18 protein-coding genes are annotated in these 22676 nt (G+C 60.6%); 2 read left to right on the top strand and 16 right to left on the bottom strand.

Annotated features, from left to right (window positions below; genetic code table 11):
• Positions 1 to 42: 42 nt before the first annotated feature.
• The 14 genes from purF to leuC all read right to left on the bottom strand — a co-directional run bounded on the left by purF (position 43) and on the right by leuC (position 16428).
• Positions 43 to 1548 (bottom strand): amidophosphoribosyltransferase, encoded by a 1506-nt coding sequence (purF, locus tag AC1DIS_RS11260; RefSeq protein ID WP_018928088.1) that lies wholly within the window; start codon positions 1546 to 1548, stop codon positions 43 to 45.
• 41 nt (positions 1549 to 1589) lie between these two features.
• Positions 1590 to 2150, bottom strand: coding sequence for a CvpA family protein (locus tag AC1DIS_RS11255; RefSeq protein ID WP_018928089.1), 561 nt, complete (start codon positions 2148 to 2150; stop codon positions 1590 to 1592).
• A gap of 98 nt (positions 2151 to 2248) precedes the next feature.
• Positions 2249 to 2911, bottom strand: a complete 663-nt coding sequence (locus tag AC1DIS_RS11250; RefSeq protein ID WP_018928090.1) for an SPOR domain-containing protein — start codon at positions 2909 to 2911, stop codon at positions 2249 to 2251.
• Positions 2895 to 4202 carry a bifunctional tetrahydrofolate synthase/dihydrofolate synthase gene (folC, locus tag AC1DIS_RS11245; RefSeq protein ID WP_477780883.1) on the bottom strand — a complete coding sequence of 436 codons (1308 nt, stop codon included), beginning with the start codon at positions 4200 to 4202 and terminating at the stop codon, positions 2895 to 2897. The genes AC1DIS_RS11250 and folC overlap by 17 nt, the downstream gene beginning before the upstream one ends.
• Positions 4199 to 5119, bottom strand: coding sequence for an acetyl-CoA carboxylase, carboxyltransferase subunit beta (gene accD, locus AC1DIS_RS11240; protein ID WP_007935172.1), 921 nt, complete (start codon positions 5117 to 5119; stop codon positions 4199 to 4201). Before accD ends, folC begins: the two co-directional genes overlap by 4 nt.
• 212 nt (positions 5120 to 5331) lie before the next feature.
• Positions 5332 to 5964, bottom strand: a complete 633-nt coding sequence (locus AC1DIS_RS11235; protein ID WP_018928092.1) for a phosphoribosylanthranilate isomerase — start codon at positions 5962 to 5964, stop codon at positions 5332 to 5334.
• 63 nt (positions 5965 to 6027) lie between these two features.
• Complete coding sequence (gene truA, locus AC1DIS_RS11230; RefSeq protein WP_018928093.1) at positions 6028 to 6852, bottom strand: tRNA pseudouridine(38-40) synthase TruA; 825 nt, start codon at positions 6850 to 6852, stop codon at positions 6028 to 6030.
• A gap of 196 nt (positions 6853 to 7048) precedes the next feature.
• Entirely contained in the window at positions 7049 to 9688 is a 2640-nt protein-coding gene (locus AC1DIS_RS11225) for a motility hub landmark protein FimV (protein ID WP_477744435.1), read from the bottom strand.
• 208 nt (positions 9689 to 9896) lie between these two features.
• Positions 9897 to 10907: an aspartate-semialdehyde dehydrogenase gene (locus AC1DIS_RS11220; protein ID WP_477744434.1), complete on the bottom strand. Its 1011-nt coding sequence runs from the start codon at positions 10905 to 10907 to the stop codon at positions 9897 to 9899.
• A gap of 276 nt (positions 10908 to 11183) precedes the next feature.
• On the bottom strand, positions 11184 to 12296 hold the full coding sequence (gene asd, locus AC1DIS_RS11215) for an aspartate-semialdehyde dehydrogenase (protein WP_477780882.1): 1113 nt from the start codon (positions 12294 to 12296) through the stop codon (positions 11184 to 11186).
• A gap of 68 nt (positions 12297 to 12364) precedes the next feature.
• Positions 12365 to 13447: a 3-isopropylmalate dehydrogenase gene (leuB, locus tag AC1DIS_RS11210; RefSeq protein ID WP_007935187.1), complete on the bottom strand. Its 1083-nt coding sequence runs from the start codon at positions 13445 to 13447 to the stop codon at positions 12365 to 12367.
• Positions 13448 to 13498: 51 nt separating this feature from the next.
• Entirely contained in the window at positions 13499 to 14266 is a 768-nt protein-coding gene (locus tag AC1DIS_RS11205; RefSeq protein WP_477744433.1) for a class I SAM-dependent methyltransferase, read from the bottom strand.
• 87 nt (positions 14267 to 14353) lie between these two features.
• Complete coding sequence (gene leuD / locus AC1DIS_RS11200) at positions 14354 to 14998, bottom strand: 3-isopropylmalate dehydratase small subunit (protein WP_018928097.1); 645 nt, start codon at positions 14996 to 14998, stop codon at positions 14354 to 14356.
• A gap of 11 nt (positions 14999 to 15009) precedes the next feature.
• Positions 15010 to 16428, bottom strand: coding sequence for a 3-isopropylmalate dehydratase large subunit (gene leuC, locus AC1DIS_RS11195; protein WP_018928098.1), 1419 nt, complete (start codon positions 16426 to 16428; stop codon positions 15010 to 15012).
• 159 nt (positions 16429 to 16587) lie between these two features.
• Between leuC and AC1DIS_RS11190 the strand changes: the two genes are divergently transcribed.
• Both AC1DIS_RS11190 and AC1DIS_RS11185 read left to right on the top strand, forming a co-directional pair.
• Positions 16588 to 17478 (top strand): LysR family transcriptional regulator, encoded by an 891-nt coding sequence (locus tag AC1DIS_RS11190; protein WP_477780881.1) that lies wholly within the window; start codon positions 16588 to 16590, stop codon positions 17476 to 17478.
• Positions 17479 to 17561: 83 nt separating this feature from the next.
• Complete coding sequence (locus AC1DIS_RS11185; RefSeq protein WP_477744432.1) at positions 17562 to 20840, top strand: sensor domain-containing protein; 3279 nt, start codon at positions 17562 to 17564, stop codon at positions 20838 to 20840.
• Between the two features lie 255 nt (positions 20841 to 21095).
• Here the strand turns inward: AC1DIS_RS11185 and AC1DIS_RS11180 are convergent, their stop codons facing one another.
• A complete protein-coding gene (locus tag AC1DIS_RS11180; protein ID WP_018928101.1) occupies positions 21096 to 21542 on the bottom strand; it encodes an Hsp20 family protein in 447 nt (148 codons plus the stop codon).
• A gap of 131 nt (positions 21543 to 21673) precedes the next feature.
• On the bottom strand, positions 21674 to 22633 hold the full coding sequence (locus AC1DIS_RS11175; RefSeq protein WP_138867200.1) for a tRNA dihydrouridine synthase: 960 nt from the start codon (positions 22631 to 22633) through the stop codon (positions 21674 to 21676).
• Positions 22634 to 22676: the final 43 nt, after the last annotated feature.

The following is a 22676-nucleotide window of genomic DNA, read 5'->3' as shown; positions in this document are numbered from 1 at the left end:
ATTTAGTAGATACAAAACCGGCCCCTCAGGGCCGGTAGTTACTCAGTTGTTGTACAGATCAATGATCGCACTGACTGCCTGGGTCTTGACCTTGGAGGCATCGTTACGTGCCTGCTCGATCTTGTTCAGGTAAGCCTCGTCGACGTCGCCGGTGACGTAATGGCCATCGAACACCGCGCAATCGAACTTGTCGATCTTGATCTTGCCGCCACCGACCGCTTCGATCAAGTCAGGCAGATCTTGATAGATCAACCAGTCAGCGCCGATCAGGTCGGCCACGTCCTGGGTCGAACGGTTGTGGGCGATCAGCTCGTGAGCGCTCGGCATGTCGATGCCGTAGACGTTCGGGTAACGCACGGCCGGGGCCGCGGAGCAGAAATAGACGTTTTTGGCGCCGGCTTCGCGCGCCATCTGGATGATCTGCTTGCAGGTGGTGCCGCGAACGATGGAGTCGTCCACCAGCATCACGTTCTTGCCGCGGAACTCCAGTTCGATGGCGTTGAGCTTCTGGCGTACGGATTTTTTCCGCGCAGCCTGACCCGGCATGATGAAGGTCCGACCGATGTAGCGGTTCTTCACGAAGCCTTCGCGGAACTTGACGCCCAAGTGGTTCGCCAGCTCCAGGGCCGCGGTGCGGCTGGTGTCCGGAATCGGGATGACCACGTCGATGTCGTGGTCCGGACGCTCGCGCAGGATCTTCTCGGCGAGCTTCTCGCCCATGCGCAGACGGGCCTTGTAAACCGAAACGCCGTCGATGATCGAGTCCGGACGTGCCAGGTAGACGTGTTCGAAGATGCACGGGGTCAGCGACGGGTTGGTCGCGCACTGACGGGTGTGCAGCTTGCCGTCTTCAGTAATGTAGACCGCTTCGCCGGGTGCCAGGTCGCGAATCAGGGTGAAACCGAGCACGTCCAGCGAAACGCTTTCGGAGGCGATCATGTACTCGACGCCTTCATCGGTGTGACGCTGACCGAAAACGATTGGGCGGATGCCGTGCGGATCGCGGAAACCGACGATGCCATAACCGGTCACCATCGCCACGACCGCGTAACCACCGACGCAACGGTTGTGCACGTCGGTGACGGCCGCGAACACGTCTTCTTCAGTCGGCTGCAACTTGCCACGCTGGGCCAGCTCGTGTGCGAACACGTTGAGCAGCACTTCCGAATCGGAGTTGGTGTTGACGTGGCGCAGGTCAGATTCGTAAATCTCCTTGGCCAATTGTTCAACGTTGGTCAGGTTACCGTTGTGCGCCAGGGTGATGCCGTACGGCGAGTTGACGTAAAACGGTTGAGCTTCGGCCGAGGTCGAGCTGCCCGCGGTCGGATAACGCACATGGCCAATGCCCATGTGGCCGACCAGGCGCTGCATGTGACGCTGATGGAACACGTCACGCACCAGGCCATTGTCCTTGCGCAGGAATAACCGGCCATCGTGGCTGGTCACGATACCGGCAGCGTCCTGGCCGCGGTGCTGGAGGACGGTTAGYGCGTCATACAGCGCCTGATTGACGTTCGACTTACCGACGATACCGACGATGCCACACATGCGACGCAACCCCTACTTAATGGATCTGAACTGAACACAACTCACTGAGGCGTTTTGGCCGTCGGCAAGAGGTGCTCCTTGAACGGAATATCAGCGGGTACGCTGATTCCGCTGGCAAGCCACTGACTGCTCCACCCGAGGATCAGGTTTTTGGACCAGTCTGCGACCAATAGAAATTTTGGCACGAGCTGTGACTCTTTCCACCACTCGTCCTGCTGTACCGGCCCCAGGCTCAACAGCCCGACCGCCACGACCACCAGCAACACGCCACGCGCCCCGCCGAAAGCCATGCCGAGGAATCGATCGGTCCCGGATAGCCCGGTGACGCGAACCAACTCGCCGATAAGATAATTGATCATTGCGCCTACGATTAAAGTGGCGACAAACATGATGGCACAGCCCGTGATAACACGAGCCGACGGCGTAGCAATGTATCCGCCCAGGTACTCGGACAATGAACCACCGAACATCCAGGCAACGACTCCTGCGATGATCCAGGTCAGCAGCGAGAGTGCTTCCTTGACGAAGCCGCGGCTCAGACTGATCAAAGCGGAGATGGCGATGATTGCAACGATCGCCCAGTCAACCCAGGTAAATGGCACAGTGCAGCCTACAGACAGATGAGGCGGCGCATTTTAGCAGAGCCCATGGCTGTCGGTAAGCTGAGATTGTCAGTGCTTTTCAAATCGGGGTGATAGATTTAGCCGCGCTCAGGCTGGAAACGCACCACAAAACCCTTGAGGTTCTGCTGGCGACTCAACAAATCACGCAGACGATCGGCTTCCGCACGCTCGATCAGCGGCCCGACGAACACTCGATTCTTGCCATCGGCGGAGCGAATGTAGGCGTTATAGCCTTGGCTGCGCAGGGTTTTCTGCAAACTTTCAGCGCTCTCACGGCTCGCCAGGCTGGCCAGTTGCACCGACCAGCTGACCGACAGGCCATTGGCATCGACGCGACTTGGAGTAGCGACCGGCTTGGTCGGTGCAACCGCGATTGGCTGGGCAGGTGCCGGTACAGGCTTGGCAACTGGCGCTGCTGGCGGCGCGACTGGCTTGGCAGCCGGCGGCGCTGGCGCTACGGGAGCCGTTGGTGCAATCGGTGCCGACGGCGCTTGCTGCTCGGCAATCTCGTCGTCGCTTGGCACAGGCTCTTGCGGCAATGCCTGTGGTTCAGGCACCGCCACCGGCTCAATCTGCACTTGCGGTAACGAGGAGGCATGCGGTGCGGCAGGCGCGTCGACCCTTACCTGGCGCTGTTCGTCCTGACGGGAAAACAGCATCGGCAAGAAAATCACCGCCAGCGCCACCAGCACCAAGGCACCGACCATGCGCTGCTTGTACGCCTTATCCAGCAAAGCCATTTGCCGCTTCCTCCGTGGAGTGCCGGGCCAGCCACTCAAGGGCCTCGGCGACACAATAAAATGATCCGAACAACAGAATCTCGTCGTCGCTCGTCGCCTGCGCGCACTGCCCTTCCAGGGCAGCGGCCACGCTGTCATAGGACGTAACCGAGGCGCCAAGGTTCTGCAACGCTGCGTGCAACTGAGCTACCGGCCGTGCCCGCGGCGAATCCAGCGGCGCGACGGCCCAATGCTGGACACTAGCATTCAATTCACCGACAACACCATCCAGGTCCTTGTCCGCCAACAACCCGAACACCGCCAGACGCTTGCCGGCCAGCGGTCGACTGGCCAGACGCCGAGCCAGATATTCTGCCGCGTGAGGGTTGTGCCCCACGTCCAGCAGCAGATTCAGACGCTTGCCCTGCCAGTCGAACTGCCGACGATCAAGACGACCGACGATCCGCGTCGCTTTCAACGCTTCAATAATCTGCGCATCCACCCAAGGCAAACCGAGCAGAAGGTAAGCCTGCAACGCCAGTGCAGCGTTTTCCATCGGCAGATCGAGCAATGGCAGATCGTGCAATTCGACCGCACGCCCTTGAGCATCAACGCCGCGCCATTGCCAGTTGTAATCGGTGATACCGAGGTCGAAATCGCGCCCACGCAGGAAAAACGGGCAATTGAGCTCGCGCGCCTTATCCAGCAGAGGTTGAGGAGGATTCAGATCGCCGCACAGTGCAGGAGCGCCCTGGCGGAAGATTCCGGCCTTTTCGAAGGCCACGGATTCGCGGGTATCACCCAGGTAATCCGCATGGTCGACACCAATGCTGGTGACGAGCGCGATATCGGCATYCACCACGTTGACCGTGTCCAGGCGCCCGCCCAGGCCGACTTCCAGCACCACTGCATCGAGACCGGCCTGTTGAAACAGCCAGAACGCCGCCAGGGTGCCCATTTCGAAGTAAGTCAGGGATGTTTCGCCGCGACCCGCCTCGACCGCGGCAAAGGCTTCGCACAGCTGCGCGTCAGTGGCTTCGACACCATTGACCTGCACCCGCTCGTTGTAACGCAGCAGGTGCGGAGAATTGTAGACACCCACGTTCAGGCCCTGCGACCGCAGCAATGAAGCCACGAATGCGCAGGTAGACCCTTTGCCGTTGGTGCCGGTGACCGTGATCACCCGAGGCGCCGGCTTGCCCAGCCCCATGCGGGACGCTACCTGCTGCGAACGCTCCAACCCCATGTCGATGGCCGAAGGATGCAACTGTTCAAGGTAGGCGAGCCACTCGCCAAGGGTGCGCTCGATCATAGGTTCGCAGGTACCGGTGGGACCACGATCGGCTCGACTGGCGCAGCGACGAATTTAGGCGTCGGCTTGCCGGTCAGTTGCGCCAACAGGTTGCCCAGACGCGGACGCAGCTCCTGACGAGGGATGATCATGTCGATCGCGCCGTGCTCCAGCAGGAACTCGCTGCGCTGGAAGCCTTCCGGCAGTTTTTCGCGAACGGTTTGTTCGATCACGCGCGGACCGGCGAAACCGATCAGGGCTTTCGGCTCACCGACGATCACGTCGCCGAGCATCGCCAGACTGGCGGAAACACCGCCGTAGACCGGGTCGGTCAGCACCGAGATGAACGGAATGCCTTCTTCGCGCAGACGTGCCAGCACCGCGGAGGTCTTGGCCATTTGCATCAGGGAGATCAGCGCTTCCTGCATCCGCGCACCGCCGGAAGCGGAGAAGCAGATCATCGGGCAACGGTTTTCCAGGGCATAGTTGGCGGCGCGCACAAAGCGCTCACCGACGATGGCACCCATCGAGCCACCCATGAAGGAGAATTCGAAAGCCGACACCACGACCGGCATGCCCAGCAAGGTGCCGCTCATGGAGATCAGTGCGTCTTTTTCGCCGGTCTGCTTTTGTGCAGCGGTCAGGCGATCCTTGTACTTCTTGCCGTCACGGAATTTCAGACGGTCAACTGGCTCCAGGTCCGCGCCCAGTTCGGCACGACCTTCAGCGTCGAGGAAGATGTCGATGCGCGCGCGTGCGCCGATACGCATGTGGTGGTTGCACTTGGGGCAAACGTCCAGGGTCTTTTCCAGCTCCGGACGATACAGCACCGCCTCGCAAGACGGGCATTTGTGCCACAGACCTTCAGGCACCGAGCTCTTCTTGACCTCGGAACGCATGATCGAAGGGATCAGTTTGTCTACTAACCAGTTGCTCATGCTTTCTTTCTCCAGTACCGGCGGCCCGAACGCTCTGGTTCGCAGCCCCGCGTATGCCCTTGAGCTAAATTCATATGTGTAGCGATGATCGATGGATTGCCGGGTCAGCGAGACGCTGACCTGCGTACGACCCAAAAATTCTCAGCCATGCCTGCTTTGTGCAGGTGCACCTCTTTTGTACAGAGCAGTGGACGGCGGCAGTCTGCCAGCCGTCACATCAACGACGTGCTACCGCGTACCGCTTTGATGAATGCCTGAATCTTTGCGTGATCCTTGATGCCCTTGCTCGCCTCTACCCCTCCGCTGACGTCCACCGCGTAAGGCCGAACCCGGGCAATCGCCTCGGCGACGTTATCTGGCGTCAAGCCACCCGCCAGGATGATCGGCTTGCTCAAGCCTTGCGGTATCAGTGACCAGTCGAAGGCTTCACCGGTTCCACCAGGAACACCTTCGACATAGGCGTCGAGCAAAATACCGCTGGCACTTGGGTATGCGTCACAAGCTGCCGCGATGTCATCACCGGCCTTGACCCGCAATGCCTTGATGTACGGTCGGTGCCAGCCTTCGCAATCAGCGGCGGTTTCGTCGCCATGGAACTGCAACAGGTCCAGTGGCACGGCGTCGAGGATTTCCCCCAACTCGCAACGGCTGGCGTTGACGAACAAACCCACGGTGGTCACGAACGGCGGCAAGGCCTTGATGATCGCCCTCGCCTGCTGGAACGTCACCGCCCGCGGGCTTTTGGCGTAGAACACAAATCCGATGGCATCGGCCCCGGCCTCAACCGCCGCCAACGCATCCTCTATGCGGGTAATCCCACAAATTTTGCTGCGAACGGCCGACATGTCGATAGAACCTCAGGGCAACTGCGGGAAAGTCCCGGATGGTATCAAAAGCGTTCGAAGGCGTCAGCCGTCAAGTTCCGAGAAGCCGGTGAGGAAGTGTGGGCCGATGTAACGCTCGGGCAATTCGAACTCGTCGCGATACTCGACTTGCACCAGATACAGGCCAAACGGATGAGCCGTCACCCCACCGGAACGGCGAATGCGACTCTCCAGCACCTCTTTCATCCACTCCACGGGACGCTCGCCAGCACCGATAGTCATCAAAACGCCTGCGATGTTGCGCACCATGTGGTGCAGGAACGCACTGGCACGGATATCCAGCACGATCATTTTGCCATGGCGGGTAACGCGCAGGTGATGCAGCTCCTTGATCGGCGACTTGGCCTGGCACTGGCCGGCGCGGAAAGCACTGAAGTCGTGGGTGCCGACCAGATACTGGGCGGCCTCGGACATGCGCTCAACGTCCAGCGGGCGGTGGTTCCAGGTGATTTCTTCGTTCAGGTGCGCCGGGCGGATCTGATCGTTGTAGATCACGTAGCGATAGCGCCGGGCGATGGCTTTGAACCGCGCATGGAAATGCGCCGGCATGACCTTGGCCCAGCTGACGCTGATGTCGTGCGGCAAGTTGATGTTGGCACCCATGACCCAGGCCTTCATCGAGCGCTCAACCTGGGTGTCGAAATGCACCACTTGGCCGCAAGCATGCACACCGGCGTCGGTGCGCCCGGCGCAATGCAGCGACACGGGTGAGTCGGCGACTTTGGACAAGGCCTTTTCAAGAAGCTCCTGCACCGTGTCCACACCGGAGGCCTGACGTTGCCAGCCGCGATAACGCGAACCTTTGTATTCAACGCCCAACGCGATCCGGAAAAAGCCGTCGGCCGCCATTTCGGCGGCCGGATTATCTATATTTGCCAAGGGGTGACAGCCTGCTGATCTACGCAAAGGCAGGCATTATAAGGCCGCCGGACCGGGATGCCAGTGTAACTGTGACACGGCGTTGAATGTACCAACCCCATCGCACCCCCCAAACAAAAACGGCAGCCTGGATGGGCTGCCGTTTTGTTTAAGCCTTACCGACGATTCACGCCAGACGCGAGAGCATTTCCTTGGCTTCGCTCTTCTGCCCCGCATCGCCCTCGGTCACCACCTCATTGAGGATGTCCCGAGCACCGTCATTGTCGCCCATGTCGATGTAGGCCTGGGCCAGGTCGAGTTTGGTGGCGACTTCGTCAGCACCAGAGAGGAAATCGAGCTCGTCATCTGACGCGGCCAACGCATCTTCCTCGGTGAAGCTTGGCTCGCCGAGGCTCTGGGACAAACGATCCAGCTCGGCATTGACGTCGTTGAGTTCGTTTTCAAAGGCGTCAGGCTTACCCGGGGCGGCGTCCATTTCATCGGCCAGCGACAGATCGAAATCAGCCGGCAACTCCAGATCGTCGAGCGGCGCCTCAGTCACCGTTGGCGCCTCAGTGACGGTCGGCACTTCAGCGACAGGCAAGTCCTTGAGGTCGTCATCCAGGCTCAGCAGGAAGTCGTCTTCAGCCAGAGTCTCCGGGGAAGCATCGCCGCCCAGATCCATGTCCAGGTCAAAGTCCGACAGGTCGTCGAGGCTTTCCTTGATTTCAGTCTGTTGTTGCAACACCGACTCAAAGCTCAGGTCGTCGTCCAGCGGAAACTCATCCAGCTCAGCCAGAGACTCTGGTTCTGGCTCAGGCTGTGGCTGCGGTGCCGGCTCGACTGCAACCGCAGGCGTGATCGGAGTAGCCGCTTCCAGATCGTCGAGACTCAGATCGAAAGCACTGTCAAAGTCAGCCAATGCCGGTTCCGGGGCTTGCTGCTCGTCCAGCAGCAGGTCCTTGACGTACTGTGCGTCCAGYTCGGCGGCGACAGCTGCGGCGGCCAGACCGCCCACCGCCGCGACCACCATGGCCGGGAAGCGGCTTTTCAGCTGTTCGACCCGGGCGAAGTTGTCGCCGTTGGCCACCAGTTGACGCTCCTGAGCGACGAACGCATCGCGATCGCCCTGCTGACCGTAGACTTCCATCAGCTTCAGGCGCAGGTCGCTGCGTTGCGGCTCTTGCTTGATAGCGTCTTCCAGCAGCGCGGCAGCCTGATTCAGGCGACCAGCCGCGATGTGCGACTGAGCCTGGGCCAAGACGTCGTCAGAGCGTTCGGCGGCAGGCGCAACCAACGGTGCAGCGATCGGTGGCGTCATCACAACCGGGGCAATCACCGGGGCCGGTGCAGGTGCAGGCGTTGGTGCGGTCGCGAGTTTCACGCTTGGCGGCGGGACTTCCAGACCTTCGAAGCTGCTTTCCGGCAGGTCGAGGTCGGCGGAGAACTCTTGCTCCTCAGCCAAGGCACGGGCCATGCGCAGATGTTTTTCTGCTTCTTGCTGAGCTTTGCGGCGACGGGCCAGCAACAGCAGCAAGAGCAGCAGAACCACTGCACCGCCACCCACCAGACCCAGCAGGATCGGGTTGGTCAGCAGTTCGTTGAATTTCTGCTCGTCGGACGCCACAGGCGTCGGCTCGACGGCTGGCGCCGGAACGACTTCCGGCGCAGGAGCCGCCGGAGTCACTTCAACAGGTGTTGCCGCCGGGCTGGCTGCCAGCTCGGCCGACATCGCCGGAGCGGTCGTAGCCGCCGGTGCGCCCGCGCCGCCTTCGGCTTGCAGCTTGGCCAACTGATTATTCTTCAGTTCGATCAGGCGCTGCAGCTTGTCCAGCTGGCTTTGCAGGTCGTTCATGCGGCTTTTCAGTTCAGCGTTGTCACGGCGAGCCGTGTCGAGGCTTTCCTGGGTCACGGCCAGCTTGTTGCTCAAGGCTTTCGCATCACCGGCGGCACCTTTGCCACGGCCCTTGCCGGTGTCGGCAGAGACCAGGCTCAGCTTGTCCGTGGCGATTTGCGACGAAGCGCCGTCACCGCGAGCACGCTTGGTGGCGTCGAGTTGCTGCTGCCCGCTTCCAGGCTTCGCCACATAGCGACGACCGTGGCGCCATGCAGAGTTCTGCGCCGCGACTTCAGCGATGGCTTTGGGTTGCGGCAGGCTGGCGCTTTGCACCTGATCCGGCAGACGCAGCACCTGGCCGGCTTTCAGCCGGTTGATGTTGCCGTCGATAAAGGCATCCGGGTTCAGCGCCTGGATGGCCAGCATGGTTTGCTGGATCGATCCACCGTTACGCGCCTTCGCGGCGATTTCCCATAAGGTATCGCGCGACGTGGTGGTGTATTGCGTGGATTTGGTCGCGCCGGTGACTGGCGCGGTCACCGCCTGGGCTGGCGCCGGTTGCGCGGCGGCATCGGCGGTTTGCGGCGAGAATTTGGACGGATCGAGCAGCACGCTGTAATCACGCAGCAGACGACCGCTTGGCCACATCACCTGAACCAGGAATTTCACCATCGGTTCGGACAGCGGTTTGCTGGAGGTGATGCGCAGGATGCTTTTGCCGCTGGCGTTAAGCACCGGCGTGAAAGTCAGGTCGTTGAGGAACGCCTGACGATCGACACCGGCCTTGGCGAAATCTTCGGGCGAGGCCAGGCTCGGCACCACTTCGGCAGCCGTGAGGTCCTTGACGTCGAGCAACTCGATTTCTGCTACCAGAGGCTGGTTCAGCGTCGATTTCAGGGTCAATTCCCCAAGCCCGAGGGCATGCGCCATACCGGAGGACAGCGCCGAGGCGGCCGCTATTGCTAACACCAGTTTGCGAACTTGAACCATAGCCTCATCCTTTGTTTGAACATTCCTCGGCCAGCGAGAAGGTGTTGATTGCCGCTGCCGTAAGGCGTTGCGCGCGACGGCGAAGGGTCGTCGCGCGCGATCGTTTCATTCATGCGACGAAAGCCCTGCGGGATGGCTCGCCTCAAGCATTCCAGCCAAACATGGTGTTCGGCTGGAACCACTAGAAAAAATTGTTGCCAAGTATCTTTTACAGCAGGTCTTTTATCAACAATTCAGCCACCTGCACAGCATTGAGCGCGGCGCCTTTGCGTACGTTATCTGACGTCAGCCATACGTTAAGTTCCGCCGGGTCGTCGATCCCGCTGCGAACCCGACCAACGTAAACCACGTCCTGCCCTACCGCATCGCCTACCGGAGTCGGGTAATCGCCCGCCTCGACCAGCTCGATACCGGGCGCCGCTTCCAGTGCCGCGTTGACTTTCGCCAGGTCGACAGCGCTCGATGACTGCAAGGTCACGCTATAGCTATCGCCAAAAAACACCGGGGCTTGAATGCAAGTGACGGAAATCTTTAATAAAGGCAGCGACAAGACCTGACGCAGCTCGCGCACCAGACGCTTTTCCAGCAACGTGTGGCCCTGAGCATCGGGCGCACCGACTTGCGCCAACAGGTTAAAAGCCATCTGCCGATCGAAGAAAGCCGGCTCCAGCGGACGCACGTTGAGCAGTTCGGCGGTTTGCCGGGCCAGCTCGCTGACGGCTTCGCGGCCCTGGGCGGATACCGCCAGGCACGCCGTCAGGCTGACGCGTTGCAGGTCGAGCAAGTCGAGCAGCGGCGCCAGCACCACCGCCAGTGCTGTCGCCGAAGGGCTTGGGCTGCTGACCTGGAAGGGCTTTTTCAGGCCGGCAAGAATTGCAGCATTGGCCTCGGGCACCACTTGCGGCGCCTGATCGGCCGGCAACGCGCCGGACAGGTCGATCAGCGAGCAACCGGCGGCCGTAGCGCGCGGGGCGAAACTGAGGGTCACCGCCGGACCGGCGGCGAAGAACACCAACTGGACTTTGCTGAAGTCGAACTCATCGACTTCGCGCACCCGCACGTTCTTGCCGCGAAACGGCACCGAGTGTCCGGCCGATTCACTGCTCGCCAGCAGGTGCAGATTGCCGACCGGGAAGTCGCGTTCTTCGAGAATCTGGACGAGTGTTTCGCCGACAGTACCGGTGGCGCCGATCACGGCAATATCGAAGGACTGGCTCATGGTTCTACCTCTGGCGAAACGGGGGGAGCGGCACTTTACCGGGTGGTTGGTGGTGAGGCAATGAATGGGGAAGCCTTGTAGCAGCTGCCGAAGGCTGCGTTCGAGGACGAAGTCCTCGTCATGGCGATCCCGATCATTCAGGCAAACCGCGCGCGCAGGGTTTACGACTGCTGCGCAGCCGGACGCAGGCTTCGCCAGCTGCTACAGAAGTTGGATGGCGCGCATAAAAAACCCGCACCTCTTTCAAGGCACGGGTTCTTTCATTGCATCAATCGATCAACGCTCAAGCAGGATCCGCAGCATGCGACGCAGCGGCTCGGCCGCGCCCCACAGCAGTTGGTCGCCGACGGTGAAGGCACCGACGAATTGCGAACCCAYGTTCAGCTTGCGCAGACGACCGACCGGCACGTTCAGGGTGCCGGTGACTTTCGTCGGGCTCAGCTCCTGCATGCTGATCTCACGGTTGTTCGGCACCAGCTTGACCCAAGGGTTGTGCTGGCTGATCAGCCCTTCGATGTCAGCGATCGGCACGTCTTTGTTCAGCTTGATGGTCAGCGCCTGGCTATGGCAACGCATGGCGCCGATGCGCACGCAGATGCCGTCCACCGGGATCGGGCTCTTGAAGCGACCGAGGATCTTGTTGGTTTCGGCCTGGGCCTTCCACTCTTCACGGCTCTGGCCGTTCGGCAGTTCCTTGTCGATCCACGGGATCAGGCTGCCGGCCAGCGGTACGCCGAAGTTTTCGGTCGGGTACGCGTCGCTGCGCATGGCTTCGGCAACACGGCGGTCGATGTCGAGAATGGCGCTGGCCGGATCGGCCAGTTGATCGGCGACAGCGCCGTGGGTCACACCCATTTGCTTGATCAGCTCACGCATGTGCTGCGCGCCGCCACCGGAGGCCGCCTGATAGGTCATGGCGCTCATCCACTCCACCAGACCGGCTTCGAACAGACCGCCCAGACCCATCAACATCAGGCTGACGGTGCAGTTGCCGCCGATGTAGTTCTTGGTGCCCGCGTCGAGCTGCTGGTCGATAACCTTGCGGTTCACCGGGTCCAGCACGATCACCGCGTCATCCTGCATGCGCAGGCTGGAAGCGGCGTCGATCCAGTAACCCTGCCAGCCGGCTTCGCGCAGCTTCGGGAACACTTCGCTGGTGTAGTCGCCACCTTGGCAGGTCAGAATCACGTCGAGGGTTTTCAGCTCTTCAATGCTGTAAGCGTCCTTGAGCGGAGCAATGTCCTTGCCCACGGACGGGCCTTGGCCACCGACATTGGAAGTGGTGAAAAACACCGGCTCGATAAGATCGAAATCCTGCTCTTCCAGCATCCGCTGCATGAGCACGGAACCGACCATGCCGCGCCAACCGATCAGACCTACACGTTTCATCGCAACTACACCTTCTTGAAAAGTGGGCCGCTGCTTTCAAGGTTGAAAATTGCAGCGGGCCAGAGAGATTACAGATTCCGCAGCGCGGCGACTACTGCGTCGCCCATTTCCTGCGTACCGACCTTGGTGCAACCAGCCGACCAGATGTCTCCCGTACGCAGACCCTGATCCAAAACCAGGCTCACGGCCTTCTCGATGGCGTCGGCCGCATCCTGCAGATTGAAGCTGTAACGCAGCATCATCGACACCGACAAAATGGTCGCCAACGGGTTGGCAATGCCCTTGCCAGCGATGTCTGGCGCCGAACCGTGGCACGGCTCGTACATGCCTTTGTTGTTGGCATCCAGCGACGCCGACGGCAGCATGCCGATGGAACCGGTGAGCATCGACGCTTCGTCGGAAAGAATGTCGCCGAACAGGTTGTCGGTGACGATCACGTCGAACTGCTTCGGCGCACGCACCAGTTGCATGGCGGCGTTGTCGACGTACATGTGGCTCAGTTCGACGTCCGGGTAGTCCTTGGCCACTTGCTCGACGATTTCACGCCACAGCTGGCTGGAGGCCAGCACGTTGGCCTTGTCCACCGAGCACAGCTTCTTGCCGCGTACGCGCGCCATGTCGAAACCGACACGGGCGATACGGCGGATTTCAGTTTCGCTGTATGGCAGCGTGTCGTAGGCCTGGCGCTCGCCGTTTTCCAACTCGCGCACGCCACGTGGCGCGCCGAAATAGATACCGCCGGTCAGTTCACGGACGATGAGGATGTCCAGGCCAGCAACGATTTCTGCCTTCAGGCTGGAAGCCTCGGCCAGTTGCGGGTACAGGATCGCCGGACGCAGGTTGCCGAACAGGCCCAGTTGCGCACGGATTTTCAGCAGACCGCGCTCAGGGCGGATGTCACGCTCGATGGTGTCCCATTTCGGGCCGCCCACGGCGCCCAGCAGCACAGCATCGGCTGCGCGTGCACGGGCCAGGGTCTCATCGGCCAGCGGCACGCCGTGCTTGTCGATGGCGGCGCCACCGATCACGTCATGGCTCAGTTCGAAGCCCAGGCTGTACTTGTCGTTCGCCAGCTCCAGCACCTTGACCGCTTCGGCCATGATTTCCGGGCCAATACCGTCGCCTGGGAGAATCAGAATCTGCTTGCTCATGCTTTCCTCATGTCATCAGTCGGCGCACCCGCGGGTGCGCCCGGAAAAATTCTATCGTTCAGCCATCAGCACCAGTACATCGGTGCTGAACGAACCATCGGCTTCAATCTCAAAATATTCGCGCACCTCGTTGCCCATCGATTGCTGCAACTCGAGGATCGCCGCGCGCATCACCTGCGGCGTACGCATGCGCTCGACCCAGGAGGTGTACTCCAGGCGCAACCGTTGACGCGTGGTACTGCGGGTATGCAACCCCGCTTCGCTGACCTGACGCAACCACTCGCCCGCAGAATAATCGCGCACGTGGCTGGTGTCGCGCAGCACTTCGACGCTTTGCAAGTAAGTGTCGAACAACGGGCTGCCCGGCGACAACACATCGATGAACGCCGCCACCCCGCCCGGTTTCAGCACCCGGCGAACTTCGCGCAGGGCCACACCGAGGTCGCTCCAATGGTGCGCCGAATAGCGGCTGAAGACGAAGTCGAACTCGCCATCGGCGAATGGCAGACGCTCGGCGGCGCCGTTGACCGTGGTCACATTGCTCAAACCCCGGTCGACAGCGGCGGCGGCAACCACATCGAGCATCTGCTGGGACAGGTCGTAAGCGACTACTTCCCTGACCAGCGAGGCCACATGAAAACTCACATGACCGGCGCCGCAACCCAGGTCCAGTACCCGAGCATCGCCCTGCCCCGCCAGTTCAGCCTGTAGCAGCGCGAACTCGGTGCCTTGAGCGTGTACGGCGCTGCTCAGATAGGCCGAGGCCTGTTCACCGAATTGTTTTTGGACTACCTGGCTGTGCTGCGCGGTGCTGGTCATCGGGACTTCCTTTTTAGGTTTAACCTTGCGCTGTCTGGGCCTGCCCGCGAAGAGGCCGGCCCTGATTACATCGATTCCAGATCAATCTCAGGCGTCGCGAAACAACCATGGCTGGCTCGCGCGGTGCTTGGCTTCAAACGTGGCAATCGCCTCGTGATCCTGCAAAGTCAGACCAATATCGTCGAGACCATTCAACAGGCAGTGCTTACGGAAGGCATCGATCTCGAAACTCAGCACTTTGCCGTCCGGACGGGTCACGGTCTGGGCCTGCAGATCGATCTGCAACTGGTAGCCCGGGTTCGCTTCAACCTGCTTGAACAGCTCATCGACTTCAGCGTCGCTCAAGATGATCGGCAGCAAGCCGTTCTTGAAGCTGTTGTTGAAGAAGATGTCGGCGTAGCTCGGCGCGATGATGCTGCGGAAACCGTACTCTTCCAGTGCCCACGGCGCGTGCTCGCGGCTGGAGCCGCAACCGAAGTTCTCGCGGGCCAGCAACACGCTGGCGCCTTGATAACGCTCGGCGTTGAGGACGAAGTCCTTGTTCAGCGGGCGCTTGGAGTTGTCCTGATACGGCTGGCCAACGTCCAGATAACGCCACTCATCGAACAGGTTCGGACCGAAACCGGTGCGTTTGATCGACTTCAAGAACTGCTTCGGGATGATCTGGTCGGTGTCGACGTTGGCACGATCCAAAGGCGCGACAAGACCAGTGTGCTGGGTAAAAGCTTTCATGCTGCGCTCCTTTAGATCAATTCACGGACGTCGACGAAACGACCGTTCACCGCGGCGGCGGCGGCCATGGCCGGGCTGACGAGGTGGGTACGACCACCGGCGCCCTGACGGCCTTCGAAGTTACGGTTGGAGGTCGACGCGCAATGCTCGCCCGACTCCAAACGGTCCGGGTTCATCGCCAGGCACATCGAGCAGCCAGGCTCACGCCATTCAAAACCGGCCTCGATAAAAATCTTGTCCAGGCCTTCGGATTCGGCCTGAGCCTTCACCAGCCCCGAACCCGGCACCACGATGGCCTGCTTGATGGTCGAAGCCACTTTGCGGCCCTTGGCGATCACCGCGGCGGCGCGCAGGTCTTCGATCCGCGAGTTGGTGCAGGAGCCGATGAATACACGGTCCAACTGAATGTCGGTGATCGCCTGATTGGCGGTCAAACCCATGTATTTCAAGGCGCGTTCGATGGAATCGCGCTTGACCAGGTCCATTTCCTTGGCCGGATCCGGCACGTTCTGATCCACGGCCAACACCATCTCAGGCGAGGTGCCCCAGCTGACTTGCGGCTTGATCTGAGAGGCATCGAGCTCGACGATGGTGTCGAACTTGGCATCGGCGTCGGAGACCAGGTCTTTCCAGGCTTCGACGGCCAAATCCCATTCCGCGCCCTTCGGAGCAAATGGACGGCCCTTGACGTAAGCCACGGTTTTTTCGTCGGCAGCCACCAGGCCAACACGGGCGCCGGCTTCGATGGACATGTTGCAGATGGTCATGCGGCCTTCAACGGACAGGTCGCGAATCGCGCTACCGGCGAATTCGATGGCGTGGCCATTACCGCCGGCGGTGCCGATCTTGCCGATCACGGCGAGGACGATGTCCTTGGCAGTCACGCCGAACGGCAATTTGCCCTCGACCAACACCAGCATGTTCTTCATTTTCTTGGCGACCAGGCACTGAGTGGCGAGCACGTGCTCGACCTCGGAGGTGCCGATACCGTGAGCCAGGGCACCGAATGCGCCGTGGGTCGAGGTGTGGGAGTCGCCGCAGACCACGGTCATGCCCGGCAAGGTGGCACCCTGCTCCGGGCCGATGACGTGGACGATGCCTTGGCGGACGTCATTCATCTTGAATTCGACGATGCCGTATTCGTCACAGTTATCGTCGAGGGTCTGAACCTGCAAACGCGAGACCTGGTCGACGATCGCTTCGATGCCGCCCTTGCGCTCCGGGGTGGTCGGTACGTTGTGGTCCGGGGTCGCGATGTTGGCATCGATGCGCCAAGGCTTGCGCCCGGCCAGACGCAGGCCTTCGAAGGCTTGCGGCGAGGTCACTTCGTGGATGATGTGACGATCGATGTAGATCAGCGCAGAGCCATCGTCGCGCTGCTTGACCAAATGCGAATCCCAGAGCTTGTCGTAGAGCGTTTTGCCGGCCATCAGACGGTTTCCTCATCAGCTTGTTTCTATGCCCCGGATCTTGAGTAATTCAATAACCCCTTGGCTTGTGAGGTCGATCCTAGGGGGTTACATTAAATAACTCAAATTCATATTTTTTATGCTTTGCATAACCAACTGGAATGCCACTGAGACCTCATTATGGACCTCGCCAACCTCAACGCCTTTATCGCGATTGCCGAGACCGGAAGCTTCTCCGGCGCCGGTGAACGACTGCACCTGACGCAACCGGCCATCAGCAAGCGCATCGCCGGGCTGGAGCAGCAATTGAAGGTGCGACTGTTCGATCGACTGGGCCGGGAAGTCGGCCTGACCGAAGCCGGCCGCGCCTTGCTGCCACGGGCCTATCAGATCCTCAATGTACTGGATGACACCCGCCGCGCCCTGACCAACCTGACTGGCGAAGTGACCGGTCGTCTGACATTGGCCACCAGCCATCACATCGGCCTGCATCGCTTGCCGCCCTTATTAAGGGAGTTCACCCGACGTTACCCGCAGGTAGCGCTGGATATTCAGTTCCTCGATTCGGAAGTGGYCTACGAAGAAATCCTCCATGGCCGCGCTGAACTGGCAGTCATCACCCTTGCACCGGAACCTCACACATTGGTCAAGGCCACGCCCGTGTGGGACGACCCGCTGGATTTCGTGGCCGCCCCGGAGCATCCGCTGATCAGCAACGGTGCGGTCAGCCTGGCGGACATTGCCCTGCACCCCGCGGTTTTCCCCGGCGGCAACACCTTTACCCACCACATCGTGCAACGCCTGTTCGAGGCCCAGGGCCTGACGCCGAACATCGCCATGAGCACCAATTATCTGGAGACCATCAAGATGATGGTCTCGATCGGCCTGGCCTGGAGCGTTTTGCCGCGCACCATGCTGGATGAGCAAGTGGCGCGCATACCCTTGCCGGGCATACAGCTCACTCGCCAGCTAGGCTATATCCTGCACACCGAACGGACGCTGTCGAACGCGGCAAAGGCCTTCATGGCTTTGCTGGATGCACAAATCGATCAGCCAGGGACTCGCGGCTAAGCTGTGCTTCTTCTTTTGTGCTACGCCTATAGAGCCCCAAAACCCTGTGCCTAACGCCCAATTCAGCCCAAGGCCTGTCATCCATGCCCAAATCTGTTGAACGTATGCCGCCAATGCCGCGAATTCAGGCAATTGACCCAAAACGGTCCGAGCAGAGCTGGGAAAGCGCCCCACAGTTGCTCGCGGCCCTCAATGGTGCCCGACTGGGCGCCTGGTATTGGGACATCGAGCGCGGGCAGATCAGCTGGTCACGGGGTACTCAGGCGTTGTTCGGCTTCGATCCCCGGCAACCGTTGCCCGAGGATCTGGAATACCTCGACCTGCTGCCCCAGGAGGATCGGGCGAAAGCCATCCGCGCCTTCAATGCAGTGATCGCCGGCGCTCCGCTGGAGCAGGCCATGCACCACCGCATCCGCTGGCCCGACGGCAGCCTGCACTGGCTGGAAATCAACGGCAGCCTGCTACCGGACAAAAACGGCCGGCCACGAATGATCGGGGTCATCCGTGAAATCACCCACCAGCGCCAGCGTGAACAAGCGCTGAGCAGCTCGGAAAAACGCTTCGCCACGCTGTTTCACCTGTGCCCGAACATGGTGCTGCTGACCCGACAGGAAGACGGCCTGATCAGCGAAGCCAACCAGTATTTCGAAAGCCTGTTCGGCTGGCCGGTGCAAGATGCAATCGGCCGAACCACACTGGAGCTTGGCCTTTGGGTCAACCCTGAGCAACGGGCGGAACTGGTCAAGGCCACCAAGGCCAAAGGTGAGCTGATCAACATGGAGGTGCAATTTCGCGCCAGCAACGGGCAGGTTCACGACGGCATTCTCAGCGCGCAAAAGGTCGAGCTCGAAGGCCAGCCCTATCTGCTGAGCACATTCCTTGACACCACCGAACGCAAAATCGCCGAGCACGCCCTCAAAGACAGCCAGGAACGCCTCGACCTGGCCCTGGATTCAGCACAACTCGGCACCTGGGACTGGCATATCCCCAGCGGCATGCTTTACGGCTCGGCGCGGGCCGCCCAGCTGCATGGCCTGGAGCCCAAACCCTTCCATGAATCCTTCGATGCGTTTTTCGAAGGTGTACCCGGTGAAGAACGCGACACCATGCGCGACGCTTACCGCAGCTTACGCGAAGGCCCCGCCGGCAATTATCAACTGACCTACCGCGTGCAGCTGCCGGACGGTAGTTCGCGCTACCTGGAAAGCCGCGCCAGACTCTACCGCGATGATGACGGCAACCCGCTGCGCATGGCCGGCACATTGCTGGACATCACCGAGCAAGTGGAGCGCGAACAGCAACTGATAGCGTCGGAAGAGAAATTCGCCACGTTGTTCCAGGTCAGCCCCGACCCGATCTGCGTCACGCGCCAGGACACCGGCCACTTCATCGAGATCAACTCCAGTTTCACCCAGACGTTCGGCTGGAGCACCACCGACGTCATCGGCCGCAGCGCCGACGAAATCGGTCTGTGGGACGCCTCGGCGAAAAGCCTGCAAAGGATCGAGCGGGTCATCCGCGAACAGGGCCTGAACAATGTGGCGATCATCGTTCAACACAAGGACGGGCAATCCCTGACCTGCGTGATCTCCAGCCGCCAGATCAGCGTCGGCGACCAGCCGTGCATCGTCACCACCCTGCGCGACATCACCCAACAGCAACGCTCGGAAGCGGCGCTCAAGGCCAGCGAAGAGAAGTTCGCCAAGGCCTTCCACTCAAGCCCCGACGCCATCACCATTACCGAGCGCGACACTGGACGCTATCTGGAGGTTAACGACGGCTTCTGCCGCCTGACCGGCTACCGTGCCGATGAAGTGGTGGGCCGCACGGTGTATCAGGTCGGCATCTGGGCCGAGGAGAAACAACGCTCGGCGTTGCTGGCCGAACTACAGATCAAGGGCCGGGTTCACCACCTGGAAATGCTCGGGCGCAACAAGCGCGGCGAGTTGCTGACCGTCGAAGTCTCGGTGGAACCGATCACCCTCAACGAAACCGCCTGCCTGCTGCTGACCGCCCGGGACGTCAGCCTGCTGAAAAATGCCGAAGCGCAGATCCGTCACCTGGCCTACCACGACCCGCTGACCAACCTGCCGAACCGCGCGCTGTTGATGGACCGCCTGAGCCAGCAGATCGCCCTGCTCAAGCGCCACAACTTGCGTGGCGCCCTGATGTTCCTCGACCTCGACCACTTCAAGCACATCAACGACTCCCTCGGCCACCCGGTGGGCGATACGGTGCTGAAAATCATCACCGCGCGCCTTGAAGCCAGCGTACGCATGGAAGACACCGTCGCACGCCTGGGCGGCGATGAGTTCGTGGTGCTGCTCAGTGGCCTGGAAGGCTCGCGCACCGACGTCAGCGCTCAAGTCCGGGAACTGGCGGATACCTTGCGCGAATTGCTGTCCGAACCGATGTTTCTCGATGGACAGCGCCTGCAAGTGACGCCGAGCATCGGCATCGCGCTGATCCCCGACCACGGCTCGACCCCGACCGACCTGCTCAAGCGCGCCGATATCGCCCTCTACCGCGCCAAGGACTCGGGCCGCAACACCACGCAGATGTATCACAACACCATGCAGAAGGCCGCCAGCGAACGCCTGCGCATGGAAACCGACCTGCGCCTGGCCCTTTCCCGGGGTGAGTTCAGCGTGCAATACCAGCCTCAGGTGGACGCCCGCAACAACCGCATTACCGGCGCCGAAGCCCTGGTGCGCTGGCACCATCCGCAACTGGGCGCGCAATCGCCGACCGAGTTCATCAAGGTGCTGGAAGACAGCGGGCTGATTCTGGAAGTCGGCACATGGATCCTCGACGAAGCTTGTGCGGCCTTCAAACGCCTGATCGCCAAAGGCCTGATCGACCCGCTCAATTTCAGCCTGTGCGTGAATATCAGCCCGCGGCAATTCCGTCAGAACGACTTCGTCGAACGCATCGAGCACAGCCTCGGCAGCCACGACCTGCCCTGCTCGTTGCTGAAACTGGAAATCACCGAAGGCATCGTCATCCAGAACCTGGACGACACCATCAGCAAAATGCGACGCCTGAAAAAACTCGGCGTGAGCTTTGCCATGGACGATTTCGGTACCGGTTACTCCTCGCTGACCTACCTCAAGCGCCTGCCGGTCGACACCCTGAAAATCGACCAGTCATTCGTCCGCGACGCCACCACCGACCCCAACGATGCCGAAATCATTCGCGCCATCGTCGCCATGGCCCGCAGCCTGGAACTGGAAGTGATTGCCGAAGGGGTGGAAACCGAGGAGCAACTGGAGTTCTTGCAAGGGCTGGGCTGCCATTTGTATCAGGGGTATTTGCACAGCCGGCCGTTGCTGGTGGAGGAGTTTCAGAAACTGCTCAAATAGACCCGTAGCAGCTCCGCATTCGACTGTAGCAGCTGTCGAGCCTGCGAGGCTGCGTTCGGCTGCGAAGCAGTCGTAATCCAGTCAATACCATTTACCTGAAAGAACGCGGTGGCAGGTTTTGCGACTGCTACGCAGCCGATCGCAGCCTCGCGGGCTCGGCAGCTGCTACAAATAGGTGTAAATCTTATTCAGGACGGGATAACGGACAAAAAAAGGGCGCCAGTGGATGGCGCCCTTCTCATTTGCTCTGACCGATTAGTGTTGCAGAGCCGGTTTTTCCGCCCCATTGATCGGGATGCGTTTGGCTTTCGCTTCTTCCGGAATCACCCGCAACAGCTCAATATTCAACAAACCGTTGCGCAGTTCGGCGGCCTTGATTTCGATGTGGTCCGCCAGACGGAACGACAGTTTGAAGGCGCGCTGTGCGATGCCTTGGTACAGGTAAGTGACGTTTTCGTCCGCGTCACGTTTGCCGCCACTGATGGTCAGTACACCTTTTTCTACTTGCAGGTCCAGGTCGTCTTCCTGGAAACCGGCGGCCGCCACAACGATGCGGTATTGATCATCACCGTATTTTTCAACGTTGTAGGGTGGATAGGTGCTGCCTGGCTCATTGCGCAGGGCGGTTTCGAACAGGTCGTTGAAACGGTCGAAACCTACCGAGGAACGGAACAGTGGGGCCAAGGAAAATGCAGTACTCATGATTCAAATCTCCTGAACATAATCAGCAAGTTTTTTTGTCTCCGCGACCCGAATTCGGCATCGCGTAATCCTTAGATAAGGACCGCTGATTACTTTTCAAGAGATTATTTTCAGATTTTTTTCAAGCAGACTCAGGCGGCTTCAGACACCGGCAGCCCCAGTAAACGCGAGACCTGATCCAGCTCGGTTTCACGACGCAGGACGCCGAACAACTCTACTGCTTCGGGATAATTACGGGTCAGCATTGCCAGCCACTGCTTCAGGCGACCCGGCGATTGGCGTGGTGTCATCTGGGCCTTGGCTTGCAGCCAGAAATCCTGAATCAGCGGCAGCAGCTCGGCCCAGGTCATCTCGACGACCTCCTCACCGGCCCGCGCCGCAGCGATCTGCCTTGCCAGATCCGGACGCGACACCAGGCCACGACCGAGCATGATATCTTCGACGCCGCTGATCTCGCGGCAACGTCGCCAGTCCTCCACGCTCCAGATGTCACCGTTGGCGAACACTGGCACCTTGACCACGTCCTGGACCCGCGGGATCCATTCCCAGTGAGCTGGCGGCTTGTAGCCATCCGTTTTGGTCCGCGCGTGAACCACGATGTGCGCCGCGCCGCCTTCGGCCAGGGCTGTGGCGCAAACCAGCGAGCCATCGGGACTGTCGAAGCCCAGGCGCATTTTGGCGGTCACTGGAATGTGCGCTGGCACCGCACGGCGGACATGTTCGACGATTTCGTTGAGCAGCTCAGGCTCTTTGAGCAGAACGGCGCCACCGCGCGACTTATTGACGGTCTTGGCCGGGCAGCCGAAGTTCAGGTCGATGACTTCGGAACCCAATTCGCAGGCCAGTGCAGCGTTTTCCGCCAGGCACACCGGATCGGAGCCAAGCAGTTGCACCCGCAGCGGCACGCCGGAGGCGGTACGGGCGCCGGTCAGCAGTTCCGGGCCGAACTTGTGGTAGTAGGCAGGCGTGAGCAGCTGATCGTTGATCCGAATGAACTCGGTTACACACCAATCGATACCGCCCACACGGGTCAGCACGTCCCGCAGGATGTTGTCGACCAACCCCTCCATGGGCGCCAAAGCAATTTGCATGAAAAACACACTCAACGAAAAACGTGCGGCAGTTTACTGGTTT

It is taken from the genome of Pseudomonas sp. 05N433, assembly GCF_056396925.1.
This window is presented reverse-complemented; position numbering and strand designations above follow the sequence as displayed.